Source organism: Collimonas rhizosphaerae (assembly GCF_038896935.1).
Lineage (GTDB): Bacteria > Pseudomonadota > Gammaproteobacteria > Burkholderiales > Burkholderiaceae_D > Collimonas > Collimonas rhizosphaerae.
Genome location: NZ_JBANDC010000001.1, coordinates 438,942 through 459,613, shown reverse-complemented (window position 1 = coordinate 459,613; position 20,672 = coordinate 438,942). Strand labels below are relative to the sequence as shown.

Genomic DNA, 20,672 nt, shown 5'->3' with positions numbered 1-20,672 from the left:
AATACGACTGCCCATCAACACTGTCCGTACAGCGCTGGCTGCTCTGTGATGAGGAGCTGCTAGTTTTGAATCGTTGGCTTGCGAACCAATTCGTTCAGCCGTGCGCCGCAGCGCTGATAAAGGTCCAGCACCAGCAAGCGCAGCAGCGGGATGCACGACAAGGCCACCAAGACGAAATAGGTTTTCAAATTTTTTCCCCTGCTACTGGAGTGGCGCGGCATTATTCTTGCTGAAAAACCATTTTACAAAGCGCCGTCCGGCAACACGAGGGAAGTTCCACCATCAGCCGCCGATTTTTCAATCGTTTGCAATTCGTTGCCTATGGACCACGGCCAATGATTGTCACCATTTGTTAAGTGATGACAAATCACCCCACGTAGACCGGTTGGGTCGTCTTTCTTCATAGCGGTCATGCCCCCACTCCTCTACTACTGCTCGATCTTGGCTTTTTTCACCAGGCCGCTCACAACGCTGACTGTCGCTTTTTCTAAAGCGGCCGCTTCCTGCTGCTGACGCAACACGGCTTTCACGTCATCATATTTCGGCACCTGCGTCGGGCGCACCTGCTCCAATTTCAGAATGAAGTAGGTGTTATTCCAGTTCACCGGCGTCGATGTCACCCCGCCGGCCGGCAAAGCGGTCAGCGCCTGCGCAATCGGCAATGGCAGATTCTGTGTATGCCCTTCCTGGGCCGGCGTCTTGAAACTGATCCAATCCAGTTCGCCGCCGCGTACTTTGTTTTGCGCCAGGCTGGCTTGCTGCGCCAGTTGGGCGAAATCGGCTCCGGCCTTCAGCTTGGTCAACACGTCAGCTGCGGCAGCAGCATCGCCCACTTGAATCAAACGCGACTTGTATTCCTTATCCCCCAGACTGGCGACAATGCTGTCGAACTGCGCCCTCACTTGCTGCTCGGTGACCGCTGCGGGCTTGATGACATCGCGCAAATACAGTTGGGTGATCGCCGCGTCCTTGGCTTCTTGCACGGCTTGTTTAACTTCTGGCCGATTGTCATAAGCGTGCGTTTTTTCTGCGTCCTGGCGGAACAGTTCGCGGGATATCAATTGATTTTTCAATGCGGCGCGCAAATTCGGACTGTCGGGCAACCCGGATTGTTGAATAGCGCGCTGCAATTGCGCATCGGTGATGGCGACGTTATTGACCTTGGCGATCACGCCTGGTGCAAGGCTGCTCGCAGCCACTGGAGCAGTCACTGGCGCGGCGGCTGTTTGCGCATAGGCCGCTGGCGTGACGACAGCAGCAGCGAGGCTGCACGCGATGAGTAAGGGTTGCAGTTGGCGATATGTGGTTGCATAAGACATGGCATTTCCTCTTTGCTTTGCATAACAAAAAACTCAATATGACCAGTTCAGACTGGCAAGTAACAAGGTGTTTTTAGGCGGTGAATTATCCGGTTGTAACAAGGCACGCGCCAACAGCACTTCGCCTGTAAAGCGTTGTTTGCCAATCATGGCCTGCAACCGCGCGCCGAAGCCGGTGCCGATCAGTTGCTGCCAAGCCCTCTGTGCGATCAACTCGGTGCGGCCGGCGTCCAGGAACACATAGGGCTCGACGTGAATGCCGGCGAACTCCGGCGCATTGACCCAGGCCACGTCGTTGCGTAATGTCAGGCCGCGATCGCCGCTGGTGCCGCTGTTATCCTGAAAGCCCCGCACCGACGACATGCCGCCGGCAAAAATCTGCTCTGAGCCAAACAACGCTTGCTTGCTCCACTGCGCATTCAATTGCGCACGCCAGTTCCATGCAGCGGCGCCCAGCTTGCCGAGAGGTAGCGACAGGGTCGCCGTGGTATCGAGCTTGGTAAACTGGCTATGGGCATCGCCGCTCTTGATATCCGAGGCATCCGTACTGGCATCCAGCGCGTGCAGACCTTGCGACAGGCCGATGTCCAGTGTCCAGCTTGCCTGCTGCTCGTTAAAGGCAAAACGATGCAAGGTATTGGCAGCGATGCGCAATACGGTGAGTCTCTGCGGATCCAGGTCAAGGTCATTCACATTGCGCGCGACCTTACGCCGCGATAAGGTGACATCCAGCGCATTTTTGACGGCCTGGCTGCGCGACAACACATAATTCCAGCCGAAAGTGTGGCTGGTCGTGTTGCCGTACAGGAGCGCCGTATTGCCGACCAGGTTCTGGTATTCGGAAATCGCACCGGTATAGCTGAAGGTGCTGTAGCCAACCGGCAGTGTGATAGAACCAACCAAGGCATTGGTATCGAGGCTGCCGCTGTAGCTGAGCGAGAACATCTCTTGCAGGCCGAGCAAGTTGTCGGCCTCGGCGCTCAGATTGGTGCGCACCAGGCCGGTCTGGTTGCTGCCATAGTTATCGACGCCGACGTTGTACCAGAAGCGGTCTCCGGGCGGATTGTTCAGCGCGACGATCGAACTGCCAGGCGTGGTGCCCGGCAGGATCTGCATTTCCGCCTTGTTGCGGCGCAGGCGATTGATTTGGTCGACACCCTGTTCCAGATCGGTCAAATTGAGCGTTTCGCCGACAGCGGTCGGCACGGCCAGCAAGACACCGCGGTCGGTCAGCCAGCCGCCTCCCTGCAGCGGACTGGGGCTGGCATAGCCTTGCGCGGTCGATAATGGTTGACCGTTGAGGGTGATTTTTTCGATCTTGCCGGGGATGACGGTGATGATCAGCTTGCCGTCCTTGAGATTCTGTTGACCGAGATAGGCACGCGTGGTGATCAATCCGCGCGCCACAAACGCTTCGGTCAAGCGGCGCAACAATAAATTGATGCGATTGCTGCCCAGATGCTTGTCGATGAATGGCCGGGTAATCTCTTCCACTATCGCCGCCGGCAGCACGGAATTGCCGACCAGCTCGATATGGTCGATTTTAAAGGTCGGCTCGGTATCCGGCAGCGATTCGATATCGACACCGACTGGCAGCGTTTGCAGTGGCGGCTGCTCAACCGTGATTTGCGGCGGCGGCTGATTCAAAGCACGCTCACGCTCGCGATCTTTCTGTTCCTGCAGCAGACGCTGCCCCGGATCCTGTTCAATCCGTGGTGTTTGCTGCGCCCAGGCCTGCTGCGCGGCGGCAGAACCGATCAAAAACAAGGCTACCGTCAGCGTCGTGGACCGCAAACGCGGAGTAAAACTGGTTCGCATCATTTACCCTTAGTGCCACAACCAGCTGATCAAGCCGAGATGACGGTTAATCGTGACCGGATCATTTTGCGGATTCTTTAAAGTCAGCACGCCGCCTGTCGCGGTGACGCCGCCGGCGCCGCTGAACGAGCCGCCGTCAATGACCTCTTGACCGTTGATGACGATCTTGCCGACATTGGCCATCCAGCTGCCGCCGACATCCATCGCATACAACCGTGCCCAGGTGTCGCCGAACCAGGATTTGAAGCCGCGCGACTGTTCATAGGCGCGGTAGCCGAGTACACCCTGCGCCAGGACGGTCGGAGCGGTCACGGTCAAATTCCCGCCTGATGCGGTGACGGTGCCGCCGATATTGCTGGCGGTGGTCCCTGCCGTAATCTGGATATTGTTGCCGGCGCTGATGTTGCCGCCGACGCTTTGCACCGTACTCGATGCGCTGCCATGGCAAACAAACAGGCAGCTTCGCTGGAACTGGGCCTGCCCGGAAAACAGCGCTGAATTCTGGAACGATTGGGCCGCGTTGATCGTGATGTCGCTGTTACTGTTGGCCAGAATCACGCCGCCCAGATTCAATACATTTCTGCCACTGATCGTAGTCCCTGCATACGACACTAAATAAGAGAGCTGATCCGGGCGGTCCAACTGGCCGTAATCGACAGAAAAATTATTGCTGCTTTTAGTGAAAATCAGCCAGCGTGTGCCTTGGCTCTGGCTGGTCTGTGGCTGTTCATTATTGCTGCCGGCCTGCTTGTCGACGATGTTGCTGACGTCACCCAACGCTGCGATGTGCAGCGCGTTGTTTGTCAGGATACGGCCATAGTGGTTTTCGATATTGCCCTTGGCTTGCAAGTTCACATCGTCATTCACGCCAAATACAGCAGCCAGCGCATTTGCGTCCGGCGATTCATTCAGGATATTGCCGCCGGCTGTCAGCGTGACCGCCCCTAGCGAAGCGTTATTGGCAACGTTGCGCACATTTCCTTGAATCAGGCTGCCGCTATTGAGAATGTCCGCGCTGCTATTGACGACCACGCCACCGTTAGTGGCAACGACGGTCGAGCGCGCGGCGCCATCGTTTTGCAGCGTAAAGCCGGCGCTATTGGTGGCGATATCGGTCGTTGCCAGCAGGTCCGCGCCGGTGATACTGATCGACCCGGTCGCCTTGACGGTCACTGCGCCGCCGGTCGATTGCAGAGCGGCCCGTTGCAAGGTGCTGCCATCGGGGCTGTGCAAAGCCGTCAGGGTCAGATTGGAGACATTGACGACACTTCCCGCCGTACCATTGATCTGAGCACCGGACATGTACAATGCGCCGGGCGAGGTAACGGTGACAATGCCGCTGCTTGAGTTCACTTGTGTTGGCGCTGCCGTCTGTCCATTCCAACCCGACGCCAGATTGATGTTATCGGCGTTCAGCAGCACATTCTGCTGCGCATTCATGGTGCTGGCGTTGACTTGCAGCGCATGCCCCTGGTTAAACACGCCAATGCCGCCGGTCGCGGTCAAATTGCTGTTGGCGATTGTTGTATCAGTTGTGGTGGCGTTGCCTTGGACGCCAAGCAGGATGTCGCCGGCTTGCGTGATGGTTGGACTGCCGGCGCTCACCATGGTATTCGCCAGTTGGATCGAAGTCGAACGCACATCGACATTGCCGCCAGCGCTCAGCGACGGCTTGCCGTTGACGCCGCTTGTCGTGCTCAGCCCAGGCGCGGCGACGATCAGGTTGCCGATTGCAGCAATCGTGCCGCCCGCAATCTGGATATCGCCACTGGCTGATACCGAGAAATCACCGACATTGGCGTACATCGCGCCGGCATGATGCACGCCCGCCCCCTGGTCGGTGACGATCAATTCGACCCGGCCTGCAGTCAGACTGCCCAGCGGAGTAATGTCGATGGCGGTGATCGGGTTCTTGGTATTCGGGGAGGTATAGCTGATCCACGGCGTCAGATTGTCGGTCGGAGACACGCTGCTATCGATCTCGGCATGGCTGTCGCCAACGATGGCCCTGATCCCGGCGGAACTGCCGCTGAAAGAATTAGTGACGGGGCCGTTGACCATCAGATTCTTGGTGATCAATTCCAGGTTGAGCATGGCGCCGCTCAGGCCTTCCGGGCCGATGACGATCTGGCCCTGATTCGTATTGAGAACGATATTGCGCTGGGTCAGGCCCGGAGCCGGGATGAAATCATTGAACGTTACCCGCCCCGTGGTCAGGGCCACGTTGCCCGTATTGACGAACGATCCCCCATTCACTGTGATCCCGTTAGGATTGGCCAAAATGACGTTGGCACGTGGCCCCAGGACAGTAATGTCGCCCTGGATCAGACTGGGATTGGTGCTGGTGACCTGGTTGACGATATTGCGGGCGTTGATGCCGACATTGTTGAGACTGGCGCCAGCTCGGCCTACATTGAATTGATTGTAGGTGTTGTTAGAAACACCTGAAATTGCGGGAGCAATATTGACGGTTTGCCTGCCGTTGGCGGCCGTGCTGACCGTAGTGGCTGTACCGCCATCGCTGACAATGCCCGCCGCCCAGCCCGATCCTGACGTACCCAGCCACAGACTGATCAACAGCGCGAGCGGTTTCCGGCACGCCGTTCCGATCACGATGACCTGATGGCCGTTCGTGAACTCCCCATGCTTCCCCATGTGTTGCCTTCTTTATTATTTCCCCGAAGCGCGATTTTACAAAACGGCATCATGTTTACCTACGGAAATTCCATGAAACATGGTCTACTTTGCAATCTTTGACACATTTGTGGTTAATTGGCATCAAAAGGGCAAAATTTCATTCTCCGAGCACACGCAAGAACCGATTACGAATCGCCACATACGATGTACGCCCTCCGCGCACTCGAACGCGAAAAATCAAATTGACGTAGCTACATTGAGATGGATTCTGGCAATCGGTAATACAAGTGAGTTCGGTTTCTGCAGAAGGGACGGTAGAGGTAAAAATAACGCAGAGGCGGCCTGCCACCGTCCATGCGATGCCAATGCCGATTAATCCGAGCCAAATAGAGATGGCATACCAAGACGCTCAGAAAAACAAAAACCCCTTAAACATCAAGGGGTTAATGAAAATATCTGGCGGAAGCGGTGAGATTCGAACTCACGAACGGGATAAACCGTCGCTAGTTTTCAAGACTAGTGCCTTCAACCACTCGGCCACACTTCCTGAGAGGTCGTAATTATACCCATTTTGCAGAAAATTAACGATACCGGACACGCTTTTTCCTGGAATTCGCCTGACTTTACGAGGAAAACCGCTCAATCCAGCAGGAACACCTGCTGCAAATCATTCAGGAAGCGCCGCCCCAGCTCGGTCGGCCGGATGATCTTGTGATCGCGGTACAGCAAACCCTTGGCCTCGGCCTGGTTCAGGGATTTCTCTATCGAGTTGAGCGCCAGCCCGGTACGCTCGCTGAACAGGTTCACCTCGAAACCGTTGTTCAGGCGCAGTGCATTGAGCATGAACTCAAAACCCAGGTCGTCGCGGCCGATTTCGGTTTCTTCCTGCACCACATTGCCGAGCCGGCTGTGTTCCAGGTAAGCCTTGGGCTGCTTGTAGCGCATCTGGCGGATCACGCGGTGCGGGAACGACAGTTTGGAGTGGGCGCCGGCGCCGATGCCGAGGTAATCGCCGAACTGCCAGTAGTTCAGGTTGTGGCGCGCCTGGCGGCCAGCCTGGGCGTAGGCCGACACTTCGTAATGTCCGTAGCCGGCGGCGCTGGTGTGGGCGCTGATCATGTCTTGCATTTCGGCACTGGCGTCGTCGTCGGGCACTGCCGGCGGATACTTGGCGAAATAGGTGTTCGGTTCCAGCGTCAGGTGATAGAGCGACAGGTGCGGCGGCGCAAAGCCGATGGCGGTAGCCACATCCTGCTGTGCCTCTGCCAGCGTTTGCGACGGCAAGGCATACATCAGGTCGAGATTGAAATTATCGAAAGTCGCATGGGCGATCTCGACTGCGCGGCGCGCTTCGCCGTCGTCGTGGATCCGACCCAGGGCCTGCAAATGGCGGCCGTTGAAGCTCTGGATCCCGATAGACAGGCGGTTGATGCCGCTGTTGCGGTAGGCCTTGAATTTTTCCACCTCGAAGGTGCCAGGATTGGCTTCCATCGTGATTTCCGCTGCGCCGTCCAGCGGCAGCAGGGAGCGCACATCCGACATCAGGCGGTCCAGCCCGGCTGCCGACATCAGGCTGGGCGTGCCGCCGCCGATAAAGATCGTATAGATCTTGCGGCCCCAGATCAGCGGCAGCGCCGCTTCCAGGTCGGCGCGCAAGGCCGCCAGGTATTCCTCTTCAGGAAAACCGCCTTTGGCTTCATGCGAATTGAAATCGCAATACGGGCATTTTTTCACGCACCACGGGAAGTGAATGTACAGGGACAGCGGCGGCAAGGCGCTCAGGCTGAGCGCGCCCGGCTGCAGATACGCCAGCGCCGCCTGGGCCGCTGCCGACGGCTTGTCGCCGGCTGGGCTCTTGGCCTGTCCAGGCATGCCTATGGGTTTGATCGGGATCATCGTAATTTTTCTACCAGCGCGCGCAATGCCTGGCCGCGGTGCGAGACGGCGTTTTTTTCGGCGGCGCTGAATTCAGCCGCGGTCTTGCCCTGCTCCGGCAGCAGGAAATACGGGTCGTAGCCGAAACCGCCGGCGCCGCGCGGCTGATCGATGATGACACCGTTCCAGCGGCCGTCGGCGATCACCGGCTGCGGATCGTCGGCATGGCGCACGAACACCAGCACGCAATAATAATAGGCCGATTTGTCGGCATGCGGCGCCAGGTCGGCAACCAGCTTGCGATTGTTTTCCGCGTCCGATTTCGGCTCGCCGGCGTAACGCGCCGACAATACGCCGGGCGCGCCGCCCAAGGCGTTGACGCAGACGCCGGAGTCGTCGGCCAGCGCCGGCAAGCCGGTCAGGCGGGAGGCGTGGCGTGCCTTGGCAAGGGCGTTTTCGATAAAGGTCAGGTACGGCTCTTCCGCTTCCGGAACATCGAATTCGCCTTGCGGACGGACCTCGAAATCGATCTGCGCCAGCAAAGCGCCGAATTCTTTCAATTTACCGGCATTATTGGAGGCCAGGACCAGGGTGCGTGACATGAGCAACTCGAAACAAGATAGGAGAAAGCCGGTACTTTAGCACCGGCAGGAATTGACGTCGGACCCGCAGCTAAAACGGATCAGGCGACGCGCTTGCCCAGGATCACCAGGTCGCGCTCGATGCCGTCCAGCGTGGCGACGCGCGGCATATTGGCCCAGCGCTCGAAACCGAAGGCATCGAACAGTTTCAGGCTAGGCTGGTTGTGGCCAAAAACGAAACCAAGCAAGGTGTGCACGCCCAGGCTCGGGGCACGCTCGATCGCCAGCCCCAGCAGATAGCGGCCCATGCCCTTGCCGCGCGCGTCTTCATGGATATAGATCGACAGCTCGGCGGTGCCGGCATAAGCCGGGCGGCCATAGAAATCGGAATACGACAGCCAGCCCAGGATGGCCGGCTGGCCGTCCGCGCCCTGCTGTTCCACCACCCACAACGGCCGGCGTTCGGCGTTGTGATGGTCGAACCAGGCTTGGCGCGAGGCGAGCGTGACCGGTTCGGTATCGGCGGTGACTTCGCGCGAGGCGACGGTGCTGTTGTAGATGGCAACGATCGCCGGCAAATCCTGCTGGCCGGCGATCCTGAAACTGTAGTTCGTTTGGTTCATCGAGATGCTGCTGGCTGGGCCAGCCTTAATAGGTATGAGTGGGACGCGCAGAACCGAGCGCCGAGCCGAGCACTTCTTCGATCCGCTTGCGCAGGCGCTGGCCGCTGTCGTCGTCCGGGAAATGCACGCCTACCCCTTGCGCCTTGTTGTTATTGGCGTTCTTGGGCGTGATCCAGGCCACCTTGGCGGCGATCGGATATTTGGTGCCGTCGTCCATCAGGCTCAGGATCAGGTAGATCTCGTCGCCCAGGTGATAGCTCTTGTTGGTCGGCACAAAGATGCCGCCGTTGGTCAGGAACGGCATGTATGCCGCATACAAGGCCGATTTTTCCTTGATCACCAGCGACAAGACCGATGGCCGGGTTAGTTTGACCGGTTCAGCCGGGATTGTGGTGTTTTCAGCCATCTTCGTCCTATAAGCAAAATTCAAGCAAACATTGCGGCGTAGTCCAGCAGCATGTCTTCAATGAAGAGACGCGCCGACAACGGGTGTTCTGCGATTGCGCGGCGCTCGTTGCTGCTTTTCAGCGCCCGCAGCAAGGCGCCGGTTTCGACTTTGGCGGCCAATCCTGCAAGCGCCTTTTCATAACGAGGATAATACCGGATTGTGCCGCTTAATTTAAAGGAAAACAGATCGTACAGCCAGCGCTGCTGCCAGGCCACCAGCTCGGCGACCGGGGTTTTCTGCAAATGCTCGGCGCATTTCAGGGCGCCGTCTATGCCGGGCCTGGTCAAATGCTGCAAAAACTCGTCGATCAGCTCGCGTCCTTCGCTTTGCGACTGCGCATAAGCCGTCAGCGGCGCGCCGCCCTGCTCGGCCAGCCAGACATCGGCATCCTTGACCTCCTGCTGCCGCAGCCAGGCCATGGCCTGTTCGCGCGACGGCAGCGGCATGGCGAATTTGCGACAGCGCGACAAGATGGTCGGCAGCAGCCGGTCCAGGCTGTTCGAACTGAGCAGGAACACCGTATTCGGCGGCGGCTCTTCCAGCGTCTTCAACAAGGCGTTGGCGGCAGCGGTATTCAGCGCTTCCGCCGGATACAGCAGGACCACCCGCTGTCCCTGCCTGTGGGTGGAGATATTCATGAAGCCGGACAAGGCGCGGATCTGGTCGATCTTGATTTCCTTGGATGGCGCCTTGGCTGACTTGGCGGTCTTTTTGCCGTCGCCGGCCTCGCCATCTGCGCCATCGCCCTCGGCCGCATCCTCGCCGTCCAGGATTTCCGGCCGCACGCGCCGGTAATCGGGGTGGTTGTACTGCATGAACCAGCCGCAGGAGCCGCAAACGCCGCATGCATGGCCGTCGGCCTGCGGCTGCTCGCACAGCAGCGACTGCGCGAACTGCTCGGCGAACGCGGTCTTGCCTATGCCTTCGGCGCCATGGAACAGGATCGCGTGCGGCAGGCGTGCACGCATTTGCTGCAGCTGCTGCCAGACGCCGTCCTGCCACGGGAACAAGGAATTGCTCATTGCTTTCCGCTTTGCTTGCCTGACAGGCTTGAAATGATTTGCGTCAGTTCCTGCCGGACTTCAGCAATCGTCCGGGTCGCATCGATGACGCGGAAACGCTCGGGATACTGCGTAGCGCGGCGCAGGTATTCGGCGCGCGTGGCGGCGAAGAAAGCGGCCTTTTCCTGCTCGAACTTGTCCAGCGTGCGGCTCGCATCCAGGCGCGCCCGCGCCACTTCCAGCGGCACATCGAACAGCAAGGTCAGGTCTGGCTGCAAATGCGGGTGCACCCATTGCTCCAGCGCTTCCAGCTTGGCCAGCGGCAATTGCCGGCCGCCGCCCTGGTAGGCGAAAGAGGCGTCGGTAAACCGGTCTGAAATCACCCAGTCGCCGCGCGCCAGCGCCGGTTCTATCACTTGCGCCAGGTGCTCGCGGCGGGCGGCGAACATCAGCATCGCTTCGGTTTCCAGGTGCATTTTCTGATGCAGCAATACTTCGCGCAACGCCTCGCCCAGCGCCGTGCCGCCCGGTTCGCGGGTGGTAACCACCTGCAAGCCCTGCGCGCGCAGCAGGTCGGCGACAAAACCGATGTGGGTCGACTTGCCGGCGCCGTCTATGCCTTCAAATGTGATGAATTTTGCCATTGCCTTGTCTGTTGGGTTGCCGCTGCTGTGAGTAGCGGCGAATCTTGTCTAATGTTATCGAATATCCCGAATGTCCCGATTATCGCTGATATTGATTGACCGCCTGGTTATGTTCGCCCAGGTTGTTCGAGAAATGGCTGCTGCCGTCGCCCCTGGCGACAAAATACAGGGCGTCGGTCTGCGCCGGGTGCATCGCCGCGCTGATTGATTCCGCGCCGGGCAAGGCGATCGGCGTCGGCGGCAAGCCGGCGCGAGTGTATGTGTTGTAAGGCGTATCGGTGGTCAGGTCGCGCTTGCGGATGGCGCCCTGGTATTGCTCGCCCATGCCGTAGATCACGGTCGGATCGGTCTGCAGCAGCATGCCGATCTTGAGGCGGTTGATGAATACGCCGGCAATCGTGCTGCGGTCTGCGCGCCTGCCGGTCTCCTTTTCCACGATCGAAGCCATGATCAGGGCTTCATACGGCGTCTTGTAAGGCAGCGCAGCGTCGCGCCCCTCCCAGCTCTGGTTAAGGCGCTTGATCAGCAGGCCGTGCGCCTGCTTGTATACCTGCAGGTCGCTCGATCCTTTGGCAAACAGATAAGTGTCAGGAAAGAATAATCCTTCCGGCGTGCTGAAGTCGGGCGTGATTTTTGCCAGCAGTTCGGCATCGGACAGCGCCGCTGTGTCGTGTTTCAGCGCTGGCTGCGCCGCTACCGCCTGGCGCATCTGGCGAAATGTCCAGCCTTCGATCACGGTCAGCGATTCCTGCGCAAACTCGCCGCGCACCAGCTGCGTTATCAGGCGCAGCGGCGTGGTGCCAGGTTTCAGCTCGTAACTGCCGGCTTTCAGCTTGCCGCCCTTGCCGGTCGCCCTTGCCAGCAATTCCAGCAGCTGGGGATTGACGCCCACCCCGGCTTCGTCAATCTGCTGCGCCGAACTCGCCAGGGTGCTGCCCGGCTTGATTGTGAACGGCCGCGCCGGACCGGCTTCGAAAATCGCTTGCTGCGCCCAGTAAGCCACGCCGCCGGCGGCCGCGCCGCCCAGCAAGATCACGCTCAACAATAGTTTTTTAAACAAGACCGGTCCGCTCCGAATGGTTTTCATGCATCTCGCAAAATTGGCCGACTCCAACGCTTTTTTTGCGACAACTCTATAATCAACCCAATATGATAATCGCTGTTTAGGGAATGCCTACAATTTATGAATGAAATAACAAGTACCTGGCTGGATTTTTCACGGCAGCAAGCATTCGATGCGCTTCCTGCGACGGCTGCTGCCGGCGCATCCTTCGTGGCGCCGCTGGCCGACCTGGGCCTGATCGCGCTCACCGGCGAAGACGCCGCCGGTTTCCTGCACACACAGCTGACCAGCGATGTCCAGAACCTTGCTGCCGGACAAGCCCGGCTGGCCGGCTATTGCTCGCCGAAAGGACGCTTGCTGGCAACCTTCCTGATGTGGAAGAGCGGCGACAGCATCCTGCTGCAGTTGCCGCGCAGCTTGCAGGCGGCGATCCAGAAGCGCCTGCAGATGTTTGTCATGCGCGCCAAGGCCAAGCTGGCCGACGTGTCCGATGCGCAAGTCATCCTCGGCCTCGCCGGCAATGCCGCCGGCGCCGCGCTGGCGCCCTGGTTCCCTGCTCTGCCGGCTGAACCCTATGCCAAGATCGACAACCAGCACGGCACGTTGATCCGGGTCGCCGATGCAGGTTCCGCCCCACGTTATCAATGGATCGCCAGTCCCGCGCACGCAATCGCCGCCTGGCCGCAGCTGAGCAAGAGCTTGCAGCCGGTTGCCGCGTCAGCCTGGCGCCTGGGCGATATCCTGGCCGGCGTGGCGCAAATCACGTTGCCGACGCAAGAACAGTTTGTGCCGCAAATGATCAATTTTGAAGTGATCGGCGGCGTCAATTTCAAGAAAGGCTGCTATCCGGGACAGGAAATTGTCGCGCGCAGCCAGTACCTGGGCAAGCTCAAGCGCCGCGCGGTACTGGCCAGCGTCGCCGCGACCGGCATCGCCGCCGGCGCCGAAGTCTTTTCCAGCGCCGATCCGGACCAGCCCTGCGGCATGGTCGTCAACGCCGAAGCCGACAGCGCCGGCAGCAGCCGCTGCCTGCTGGAGATCAAGCTGGCAGCCTTGGAAAACGGCACGGTCCACCTGGGCTCGGCCAGCGGCGCGCAACTGCAGTTCCAGGCGCTGCCCTACTCCATCGTCGATGTCACTGACGCTGAACTGCCGGCGTAAGCGCAAGATGAGCTCCGATCTCTACATCTATTACCGCGTGGCCGCCGGCAACGCTCAGCAGTTCGACCAGGCGGCAGCGAAAATGCAAGCCGGGCTGTCGCTGCAATACCAGATCGCCACCGCCCTCAAACGTAGTCCCGAAATCAAGGATGAACATCACACCTGGATGGAGGTGTATTCTTCGGTGCCGCCGGATTTTACGAAAATTATCGATCAGGCGGTTGCCGAGCATGGCCTCGCCGCCTTGATCGATGGTCCCCGTCATACTGAATTTTTTGTGAATATTTCATCATGTGCTTGATCGTTTTTGCGTGGCAAGTGATTCCTGGCTCCCCTCTGATAGCCGCCGCCAACCGCGATGAATTCTATGCGCGCCCGACCGCGCCCGCCGGCTGGTGGGAAGACCGGCCCGGCATCTACGCCGGCCGCGACCTGCAGGACGGCGGCACCTGGATCGGCATCACCCGCAGCGGCCGTTTTGCCGCCATCACCAATGTACGCGCGCCGGCGGAACGGCGCACCGATGCGCCCACCCGCGGCACGCTGGTGTCGGATTTCCTCGGCGGCCAAAAGACGGCGGCTGAGTACATTGCCGGAATTTCCGGCGATGCGGAAAAATACAACGGCTTCAACCTGCTGGTCGGCGATGGCAAGGAACTGATCTGGTTTTCGAACAAGCACCAAGAAGACGTCCGCAACGGCCAGCCTCTGCCGGCCGGCATCTACGGCCTGTCGAACGCTTCGCTGGACGGCTGCTGGCCCAAGGTGGTCCGCACCAAGGCGCAGTTCGCCAGCCTGCTGTGCCAGGGAGCGCCCGACGCCTGTTTCTTCGACATGCTGAGCGACACCACCCGCGCCGGCGATTGCCGCTTGCCGTCCACCGGCGTCGGCATTGAACTGGAGCGCGTGTTGTCGGCGGTATTTATCCAGTCTCCGGACTACGGCACGCGCGCTTCGACCCTGGTCAGGATCAAGGCTAACGGCAGCGCCATGCTGCATGAAAGAGTGGCGCCGCCGTTTTGCCCTTCTTCGCAAATACACACGCATACTTCATCGCCGTCTGAATCCCGCTGTTCGCGCTGACATGTCCGGCGGGGCCGCGCGTCGCTAATACAGGAGCAGAACATGTTGTCGCCATCCAGTCCGAACTCATCGCCAGCGGCGCTGGCCCCATCTGATGTCGTACAGCAGCTGTGGCGCACCCTCGGCCAGCCGCAGGGTGCGCTGTCGCAGCTGTCGCTGAGCGGCAGCGACCCGGTGCTGCCATCGTCGTTCGCAGTCGGCACCGCGGCCCAGGCCAGCATTGCGGCGGCGGCCTTGTCGGCGGCGCAGCTGTGGTACTTGCGCAGCCAGCAGCAGCAACAGGTCAGTGTCGACATGCGCCACGCCGCGGCCGAGTTCCGCAGCGAACGCTATTTCCGGGTCAATGATGCCCGCAGCGACGAAATCTGGGACAAGATCGCCGGCACCTATCGTTGCGGCGACGGCAAATGGCTGCGCCTGCACACCAATTTTCCGCATCACCGCGACGGCGTGCTCAGGCTGCTGCAATGCCAGCATACGGTCGAGAGCGTGCAGCAGGCGCTGCAAAGCTGGAGCGCGGAGGATTTCGAGGAAGCCGCGGCCGCTACCGGCCTGGTAGTCACCGCCATGCGTTCGTTCGAGGAATGGGACCGCCATCCGCAAGGACAGGCGGTGCAAGCGCTGCCGTTGCTGACCATAGAAAAGATCGGCGATGCGCCGCCGCGCGCACTGCCGGCGCCGGTCGCGCAGCGGCCGCTGGACGGCGTGCGCGTGCTCGACCTGACCCGCATCATCGCCGGACCGGTCTGCGGCCGCACGCTGGCCGCGCATGGCGCCGACGTCATGCTGGTGACGGCGCCGCAACTGCCGGCGATCGGCCCGCTGGTGATCGACACCGGACGCGGCAAACGCTCATGCCAGCTCGACTTGCGCCAGGCCGACGATCATCGGATCCTGAGCCGCCTGCTGCACGACACCGATATTTTCGTGCAAGGCTACCGTCCGGGCGGCCTCGACGCCTTGGGGTTTGGCCCCGAAGCGGCGGCAAAAAAACATCCGGGCATCGTCTATGTATCGCTGTCGGCGTATGGCCATGCCGGACCGTGGGCCGAACGCCGCGGTTTCGATTCGCTGGTGCAGACCGCCAGCGGCTTCAACCACGCCGAAGCGCAGGCCGCGCACAGCGACAAACCGAAACCGCTGCCGATGCAGGTGCTGGACCATGCCGCCGGTTATCTGATGGCAGCCGGCGCCATCACGGCGCTGGCGCGCCGCGTCACCGAGGGCGGCAGCTGGCATGTGCGGATATCGCTGGCGCAGACCGGCCATTGGCTGCGCCAGCTTGGACGGATCGAGAATGGGCTGGCGACGGCAGATGTCGAATTCGAGCAGATCCAGGATCTGCTGGAGCACAGCGCTTCCGGCTTTGGCCGCCTGACCGCCGTGAGCCATGCAGGAAAGCTGTCGCTGACGCCGGCGCACTGGAGCCGGCCGTCCGTGCCGTTAGGCAGCGACGCGCCGAGCTGGTGACTGTTCAGCTAAATACGTGGCGCATGCAGATGTGCGCAATCCCTGCTTCGTAATATTCCTCGCCGTCGCGGCTGAACCCGTAGCGTCCGTAAAACGCTTCGGCCTGGGTCTGGGCATTCAGCACCACCTCGGCGTCGCCGCGCTGCCGCGCCTGGGCCATCAAAGCTTTCAGGATGGCGGCGCCTACCCCCTTGCCGCGCCCGGCTGCACGCACCGCCATGCGGCCGATGTGGCCGTCCGGCAGCAAGCGGCCGGTGCCTATGGCATGGCCGGCCGCGTCATAGGCGACGGCATGCAGGCAGTGTTCGTCCATGTCGTCCCACTCCAGCTCGACCGGGATCTTCTGTTCAATCACGAAGACGTCGAAACGCACTGCGCGGGCGTCGGCTTTCTGCGCCGCCCAGACATCCACTGTCAGATGAATTTTCATGTCTTTATTGTTCATGCCTGCCTCAGCCCGCCTTGATTTTCAGTGCAGCGCGATGGTGCCTGAGATATTTGAATGTACCCATCGCCTTCGCCACCAGCTGCTCGCCGTGCCACAGCTCGGCGTCGCAAAAACACATGGTGGTGGAACGATGGAAGGCGCGGCCCTTGGCGACAATACGCGCGCCGGTTTGCCCGGCAGGTTGCAGGAAGCTGGTTTTCATTTCCACCGTGACCGCCGCTTCCGCCTGCGGATAGAGCGAACGGCCGGCCAGGGCCATGACCACGTCCAGCATGGTCATCGACACGCCGCCGTGGGTCACCTGCCAGCTGTTCATGTGATGCGGCTGCAAGGTCAAGGCCAGTTCGGCCGCGCCCTCGCCCATCGCCACGAACTCGACGCCGAGGTAGGTCAGGAATGGATTATCGATAGGAAAAACATGGGAAGGAAACATGGCCGCCAGTCAGCTCAGGTAATCCATGCATTGGCGCGATTCCCGCACTGCGCCGACAAAAGGCTTGATCGCCACATGGGTCGGATGGTTCTGGTAAGCCTCCAGCGCCGCCGCCGAGGCGAACTCGGAATTGAGCACCACGTCGTAAGTCGCCTCCAGCCCGGGCTGGGCGATTGCAGCTTCGAACCTGAGCATGCCTGGCACGATGCCGGCGCAGCTGTCCAGCAAGGCTTTCAGCTGCAAGGCGTTGCTGGCCTTGTCGGCGCCTTCGGCATGCTCTTTCAATTTCCAGAATACGATGTGTTTCAGTGTCGCGCTCATGATGTTCTTTGTCCGGTAATGAATAAATGGCGCAATCCCGGCGCCAGCCGCTATTTTACCTGCGCGGCCGGCCGGCAAGCCTATTCGCTCAGCAGCTTGTAGGCGATGGCCCACATCGTGATGCCGACAATGACTTCCAGCACGCGCCACGACATCGGCCTGGCGAAGATCGGCCGGAGCCAGGCGGCGGCATACCCCAGTGAGAAAAAGAAGACAAACGACGACAGCATCGCGCCTGCGGCGAACAAGCCTTTTTGCTCGGGAAACTGGGTCGAGATCGAACCGATCAGCAGCACCGTATCCAGGTAAACGTGCGGATTGAGCCAGGTCAGCGCAGCGCAGGTCAGCAAGGTCGGCAGCAGCGCTCCTTTCACATGCGCGGCCTGCAGCAGCACGTCCGACGAGCGCCAGGCGGCGATGAAGCTCCTGGCGCCATACACCAAAAGGAAAGCCGCGCCGCCGTAGCGCATGACGGGCATCAGCCATGGCGCCTGCTCGATGATGATGCCCAGGCCCATCACGCCCAGCAGTATCAGGACGGCGTCGGACGCCGCGCAAGTCAGGCAGACCAGGAAAACATGTTCGCGCTTGAGTCCCTGTTTGAGGACAAAGGCATTTTGTGCGCCGATGGCGAGGATAAGCGAAAGACCGAGGGAAAAACCGGAGATTGCAGCGTTCATAGATACTTCATGAAAATTGTAATCATAACATCGGCGTCTTGCCGCTTAATGCAAACCCGAGGGCGGAAAGCCATCTCCTGCTTCAACCCACGGCCGGCCATCGACCCGCCGGCTCGCCACGAAACGCGCCAGGGCCGGATCGGTGATGAAGCTGGCGGCGGAACTGGCTTCCAGTATCGCTTGCGGCGACTGCGGCTTGGCCACTACGTAACCTTGCACATAGTCGACGCCCAGCTTCGCCAGCGCTTCGATCATGGCGCAGTCCTCCACCCATTCGGCGATGCTCTTCATGCCCAGGTTGCGCGCCAGCTCAACGATGGCTTCAACGATCGCTTCGTTGGCCGGATGCTGGTTCATGCTTTGGATGAAGGCGCCGTCTATTTTCAAGGCATCGGCCGACAAGCTCTTCAGATAGGTAAACGAGGTATAGCCGGCGCCGAAATCGTCCAGCGCGATCTTGGCGCCCAACGCCTGCAAGCGCTGGATGATACGGCTGGTATGCTCCAGGTCATGCAGCGCCACGCTTTCCGTGATTTCGATGCATAACATCGGCACCACTTGCGGATGCCTGCCGAGTATCACAAAAATATCCTGGATGAATTTTTCGTCGTTGAGCGAGGCTCCGCTCAAATTCACGCAAACGAATTTTGTCAGCGGCAGTTGCGCCTGGTGCTGCGCCAGCCACTCCAGCACCGTGCTCATGACCCAGCGGTCGATCACGGCGATGTTGCCGTTTTCTTCCGCCGCCGCAATCACCTTGGTGGCCGGCACTACCTTGTTGTCGGCGTCGCGCAGCCGCAGCAACACCTCAAAATTGAGCGAGGCTTCCGGTTCGCGCAGCGACATGATCGGCTGCATCTCGACAAACAGGCCGACCGGCAGGAATTCGCCGCCCAGCCTTTCGATCAGGCTCAGTTCTTCCAGCCGCTCGCGGAACACCGGCGCATTTTTCTGGTACACCACGATATGTTCGTTGTGGGCCCGCTTGGCTTCGCGGCAGGCGCGGTCGGCGGCAGAGATGGCGTCTTGCACGCGCATGCCGGCATCGACTTCAATCAGTCCTATCGACCCCTTTACCTGGAATGCGCGAGCGCCGATGTTATACGACTGGTAGCTGATTTTCTGGATGATCTTGCTGCAGATGGCGGTTGCCGCGCCGATCTCGACGTCCCGGAACAGGATGATGAATTCGTCGCCGCCGATGCGGCCGATATGGCAGTCGCCGTCCAGCAGCTGCTGCACCCGGAAACATAGCTGTTTCAGAACCTCGTCGCCGGACTGGTGGCCGAACAGGTCGTTGATCAGCTTGAAGCGGTCAAGGTCAAGATAAGCCAAGGCCAGCGGCCTGTCGCCGGCCTGGCGCTCGATCGCCTGCTCCAGCATGATTTCGATGCCGCGCCGGTTGAGGACGCCGGTCAGCGGATCGTGCTCGGCAAAAAACCGCAGACGCTCGACCGCCTGGGAGCGGTCGGTAATGTCCTGCAGCGATCCTTCGATGCGGCCGTTGGCGAAAGTGGCTGTCACCAGGTAGAAATTAGCGTGGCCATCGGGACCGGTGATTCCGCGCAGTTCTGCTTCGTTGCCGCCATTGCCCGAAACAACCTGCAACAGCTTCTCGCGAGCGCCGGGTTCGAAATAATCGTCCCATTTTTTTTCGCGCTGATCGCTGCTGTCCCGCCCCAGGATTTTTTCCAAGGCCAGGTTGCTACGTACAAAACTGCCGTCGGCCGCCAATGTAAACAAACCGATTGGCGTGACCTCATAAGTAGTGCGCAATTCAGCCTGGACCATGGCTAGCTCGCGCTTGCCAGTACGCATTTGTTCGGCAAAAGCGAAGGCCGCCATCAAGCTCGACAGCAGCGCAGCAATCGCATTGTTCGGCACCTGGTCCAAGGTGCGAATGCCGAATGCGGCACCTATCACCTCGTCTACCCGCGCAAACAGCACCACCACCATCGAGGCGCAATACCAGAACGCAGCGCGCGTGCGGGTGACTATCAGGATGCGCACCAGCAGGAAAAGCAGCACCGCTATGCCGACTACCGCGCATGACCACAGCACCGGAAGGAAACGGCTGTAAGACAAGGTCACGGCAGCGACGAACAAGGGTACCCCCAGGTATTGCCCTAAGCGCTCTACCCGCGGAAAATTGATCCTCTTCAGCTCTGCGGTAAACAACATGTGGAACAAGGTGAAAGTGACGATGTAATAGGTCGCAAAGGTCAGTTTGCGCACCAGGCCTAGCCATTCGTTGGGAATGGTCAGCATCAGCCAGTGGGCGTCCCAGCCCATCGAATTGGCGCCAAGGCGAAGATTGCCCAACAACCAGACGGCAAACAGCACATACATCCACTCGCGGTTGATCATTGCCGCCACCAGCACGAACATGGTCAGCATCAGCAGCCCGCCTTCCAGCAAACCGATGCTGCGATAGAACTTGTTCTGTGAAAGGACGAAGTCGTGTACCGTCCAGCGTTGAGCCGCAATCCGCGCCGGACCGGAAAAACTGCCCTTGCAGAGTATGGTCAACTGCTGCGTGCCGGCATCCAGAGACAGGATGAAACCTGTTTTTTCAATCCTCATCCGACCCTGCTCTTTGCCCGGCGCCTGGTCACGTTTTGAACTGCCTAGCCAGCGTTCGCCGGCACCTTCCCAGCAAATGGCGTCTTGCGCATGACGCGACGAGAGTTCAATTTCGCTGCGCCCGTCTGTCGCTGGCGCCGGCACCACGAATGAAAACCAGAACGGTGTTTCTAGTAAATGCGTGTCGAAATGCTCCTGCAACGGCATTTCAGCGAGTTGCCGGAATGCCTGGGCGGGCGTCAGCTGCTGCTCCGGGTCGCTCAAGACATGGAGCTGCAGCGGCGCCGGCCCTTGCTGCAGATACGGATGATCGAGCGTCAGGAAGCCGATCACCGTCAGCACGATGATCAGCAGCGGCAGCAAACCCACTGAAAAATAAAACACCAAGCGGTCCAGAGTGCCTGAAGCTGTTACGCGGTCTTTCGCCGCATCCGCATGGAACAACCACATAGGCATCTATCCGTAAATGTAGGGGAAGGGGGTT

Annotated in this window: 21 protein-coding genes and 1 tRNA gene; 4 read left to right on the top strand and 18 right to left on the bottom strand. The window is 60.0% G+C overall.

The window, feature by feature from the left end:
• Positions 1–59 precede the first annotated feature (59 nt).
• From V8G57_RS02115 to mltG, 13 genes are all read right to left on the bottom strand, one after another.
• Complete coding sequence (locus V8G57_RS02115; RefSeq protein WP_342827980.1) at positions 60–188, bottom strand: hypothetical protein; 129 nt, start codon at positions 186–188, stop codon at positions 60–62.
• Between the two features lie 54 nt (positions 189–242).
• Complete coding sequence (locus tag V8G57_RS02110; RefSeq protein WP_342827979.1) at positions 243–413, bottom strand: hypothetical protein; 171 nt, start codon at positions 411–413, stop codon at positions 243–245.
• Between the two features lie 15 nt (positions 414–428).
• Positions 429–1,319, bottom strand: coding sequence for a peptidyl-prolyl cis-trans isomerase (locus V8G57_RS02105; protein ID WP_342827978.1), 891 nt, complete (start codon positions 1,317–1,319; stop codon positions 429–431).
• A gap of 33 nt (positions 1,320–1,352) precedes the next feature.
• Positions 1,353–3,140, bottom strand: a complete 1,788-nt coding sequence (locus V8G57_RS02100; RefSeq protein ID WP_342827977.1) for a ShlB/FhaC/HecB family hemolysin secretion/activation protein — start codon at positions 3,138–3,140, stop codon at positions 1,353–1,355.
• 6 nt (positions 3,141–3,146) lie between these two features.
• Positions 3,147–5,792, bottom strand: a complete 2,646-nt coding sequence (locus tag V8G57_RS02095; RefSeq protein ID WP_342827976.1) for a two-partner secretion domain-containing protein — start codon at positions 5,790–5,792, stop codon at positions 3,147–3,149.
• Between the two features lie 439 nt (positions 5,793–6,231).
• Positions 6,232–6,321 (bottom strand) — tRNA-Ser (locus V8G57_RS02090).
• A 92-nt stretch (positions 6,322–6,413) separates the two neighbouring features.
• Positions 6,414–7,670 (bottom strand): radical SAM family heme chaperone HemW, encoded by a 1,257-nt coding sequence (gene hemW, locus V8G57_RS02085; protein WP_342827975.1) that lies wholly within the window; start codon positions 7,668–7,670, stop codon positions 6,414–6,416.
• The gene (gene rdgB / locus V8G57_RS02080) at positions 7,667–8,251 is read right to left on the bottom strand and encodes an RdgB/HAM1 family non-canonical purine NTP pyrophosphatase (protein WP_342827974.1); all 585 of its coding nucleotides are present in this window, start codon (positions 8,249–8,251) and stop codon (positions 7,667–7,669) included. Before rdgB ends, hemW begins: the two co-directional genes overlap by 4 nt.
• Before the next feature lie 80 nt (positions 8,252–8,331).
• Positions 8,332–8,853, bottom strand: a complete 522-nt coding sequence (locus V8G57_RS02075) for a GNAT family N-acetyltransferase (protein ID WP_342827973.1) — start codon at positions 8,851–8,853, stop codon at positions 8,332–8,334.
• A 25-nt stretch (positions 8,854–8,878) separates the two neighbouring features.
• Entirely contained in the window at positions 8,879–9,259 is a 381-nt protein-coding gene (locus tag V8G57_RS02070; protein WP_092392228.1) for a PilZ domain-containing protein, read from the bottom strand.
• A 20-nt stretch (positions 9,260–9,279) separates the two neighbouring features.
• On the bottom strand, positions 9,280–10,323 hold the full coding sequence (locus V8G57_RS02065; protein ID WP_092392226.1) for a DNA polymerase III subunit delta': 1,044 nt from the start codon (positions 10,321–10,323) through the stop codon (positions 9,280–9,282).
• On the bottom strand, positions 10,320–10,946 hold the full coding sequence (gene tmk / locus V8G57_RS02060; RefSeq protein ID WP_342827972.1) for a dTMP kinase: 627 nt from the start codon (positions 10,944–10,946) through the stop codon (positions 10,320–10,322). The genes V8G57_RS02065 and tmk overlap by 4 nt, the downstream gene beginning before the upstream one ends.
• Positions 10,947–11,025: 79 nt before the next feature.
• Entirely contained in the window at positions 11,026–12,033 is a 1,008-nt protein-coding gene (mltG, locus tag V8G57_RS02055; RefSeq protein ID WP_342827971.1) for an endolytic transglycosylase MltG, read from the bottom strand.
• Between the two features lie 96 nt (positions 12,034–12,129).
• Between mltG and ygfZ the strand changes: the two genes are divergently transcribed.
• From ygfZ to V8G57_RS02035, 4 genes are read left to right on the top strand one after another with little or no spacing between them, the layout of a single operon-like run.
• On the top strand, positions 12,130–13,170 hold the full coding sequence (ygfZ, locus tag V8G57_RS02050) for a CAF17-like 4Fe-4S cluster assembly/insertion protein YgfZ (RefSeq protein WP_342827970.1): 1,041 nt from the start codon (positions 12,130–12,132) through the stop codon (positions 13,168–13,170).
• A gap of 7 nt (positions 13,171–13,177) precedes the next feature.
• Positions 13,178–13,471 (top strand): DUF4936 family protein, encoded by a 294-nt coding sequence (locus V8G57_RS02045; RefSeq protein ID WP_092392218.1) that lies wholly within the window; start codon positions 13,178–13,180, stop codon positions 13,469–13,471.
• Positions 13,462–14,253 carry an NRDE family protein gene (locus V8G57_RS02040; protein ID WP_342827969.1) on the top strand — a complete coding sequence of 264 codons (792 nt, stop codon included), beginning with the start codon at positions 13,462–13,464 and terminating at the stop codon, positions 14,251–14,253. The genes V8G57_RS02045 and V8G57_RS02040 overlap by 10 nt, the downstream gene beginning before the upstream one ends.
• Positions 14,254–14,295: 42 nt before the next feature.
• Entirely contained in the window at positions 14,296–15,723 is a 1,428-nt protein-coding gene (locus tag V8G57_RS02035) for a CoA transferase (protein ID WP_342827968.1), read from the top strand.
• 4 nt (positions 15,724–15,727) lie between these two features.
• Here V8G57_RS02035 and V8G57_RS02030 read toward each other — a convergent pair whose 3' ends face one another.
• The 5 genes from V8G57_RS02030 to V8G57_RS02010 form a co-directional block, all read right to left on the bottom strand.
• Complete coding sequence (locus V8G57_RS02030) at positions 15,728–16,153, bottom strand: GNAT family N-acetyltransferase (protein WP_186450412.1); 426 nt, start codon at positions 16,151–16,153, stop codon at positions 15,728–15,730.
• Positions 16,154–16,175: 22 nt separating this feature from the next.
• A complete protein-coding gene (locus tag V8G57_RS02025; RefSeq protein WP_092392212.1) occupies positions 16,176–16,604 on the bottom strand; it encodes a PaaI family thioesterase in 429 nt (142 codons plus the stop codon).
• Between the two features lie 9 nt (positions 16,605–16,613).
• Positions 16,614–16,925, bottom strand: coding sequence for a Dabb family protein (locus V8G57_RS02020; RefSeq protein WP_092392710.1), 312 nt, complete (start codon positions 16,923–16,925; stop codon positions 16,614–16,616).
• Between the two features lie 80 nt (positions 16,926–17,005).
• Entirely contained in the window at positions 17,006–17,605 is a 600-nt protein-coding gene (locus V8G57_RS02015) for a LysE/ArgO family amino acid transporter (protein WP_342827966.1), read from the bottom strand.
• 45 nt (positions 17,606–17,650) lie between these two features.
• A complete protein-coding gene (locus tag V8G57_RS02010) occupies positions 17,651–20,638 on the bottom strand; it encodes a putative bifunctional diguanylate cyclase/phosphodiesterase (RefSeq protein ID WP_342827965.1) in 2,988 nt (995 codons plus the stop codon).
• Between the last annotated feature and the right edge of the window lie 34 nt (positions 20,639–20,672).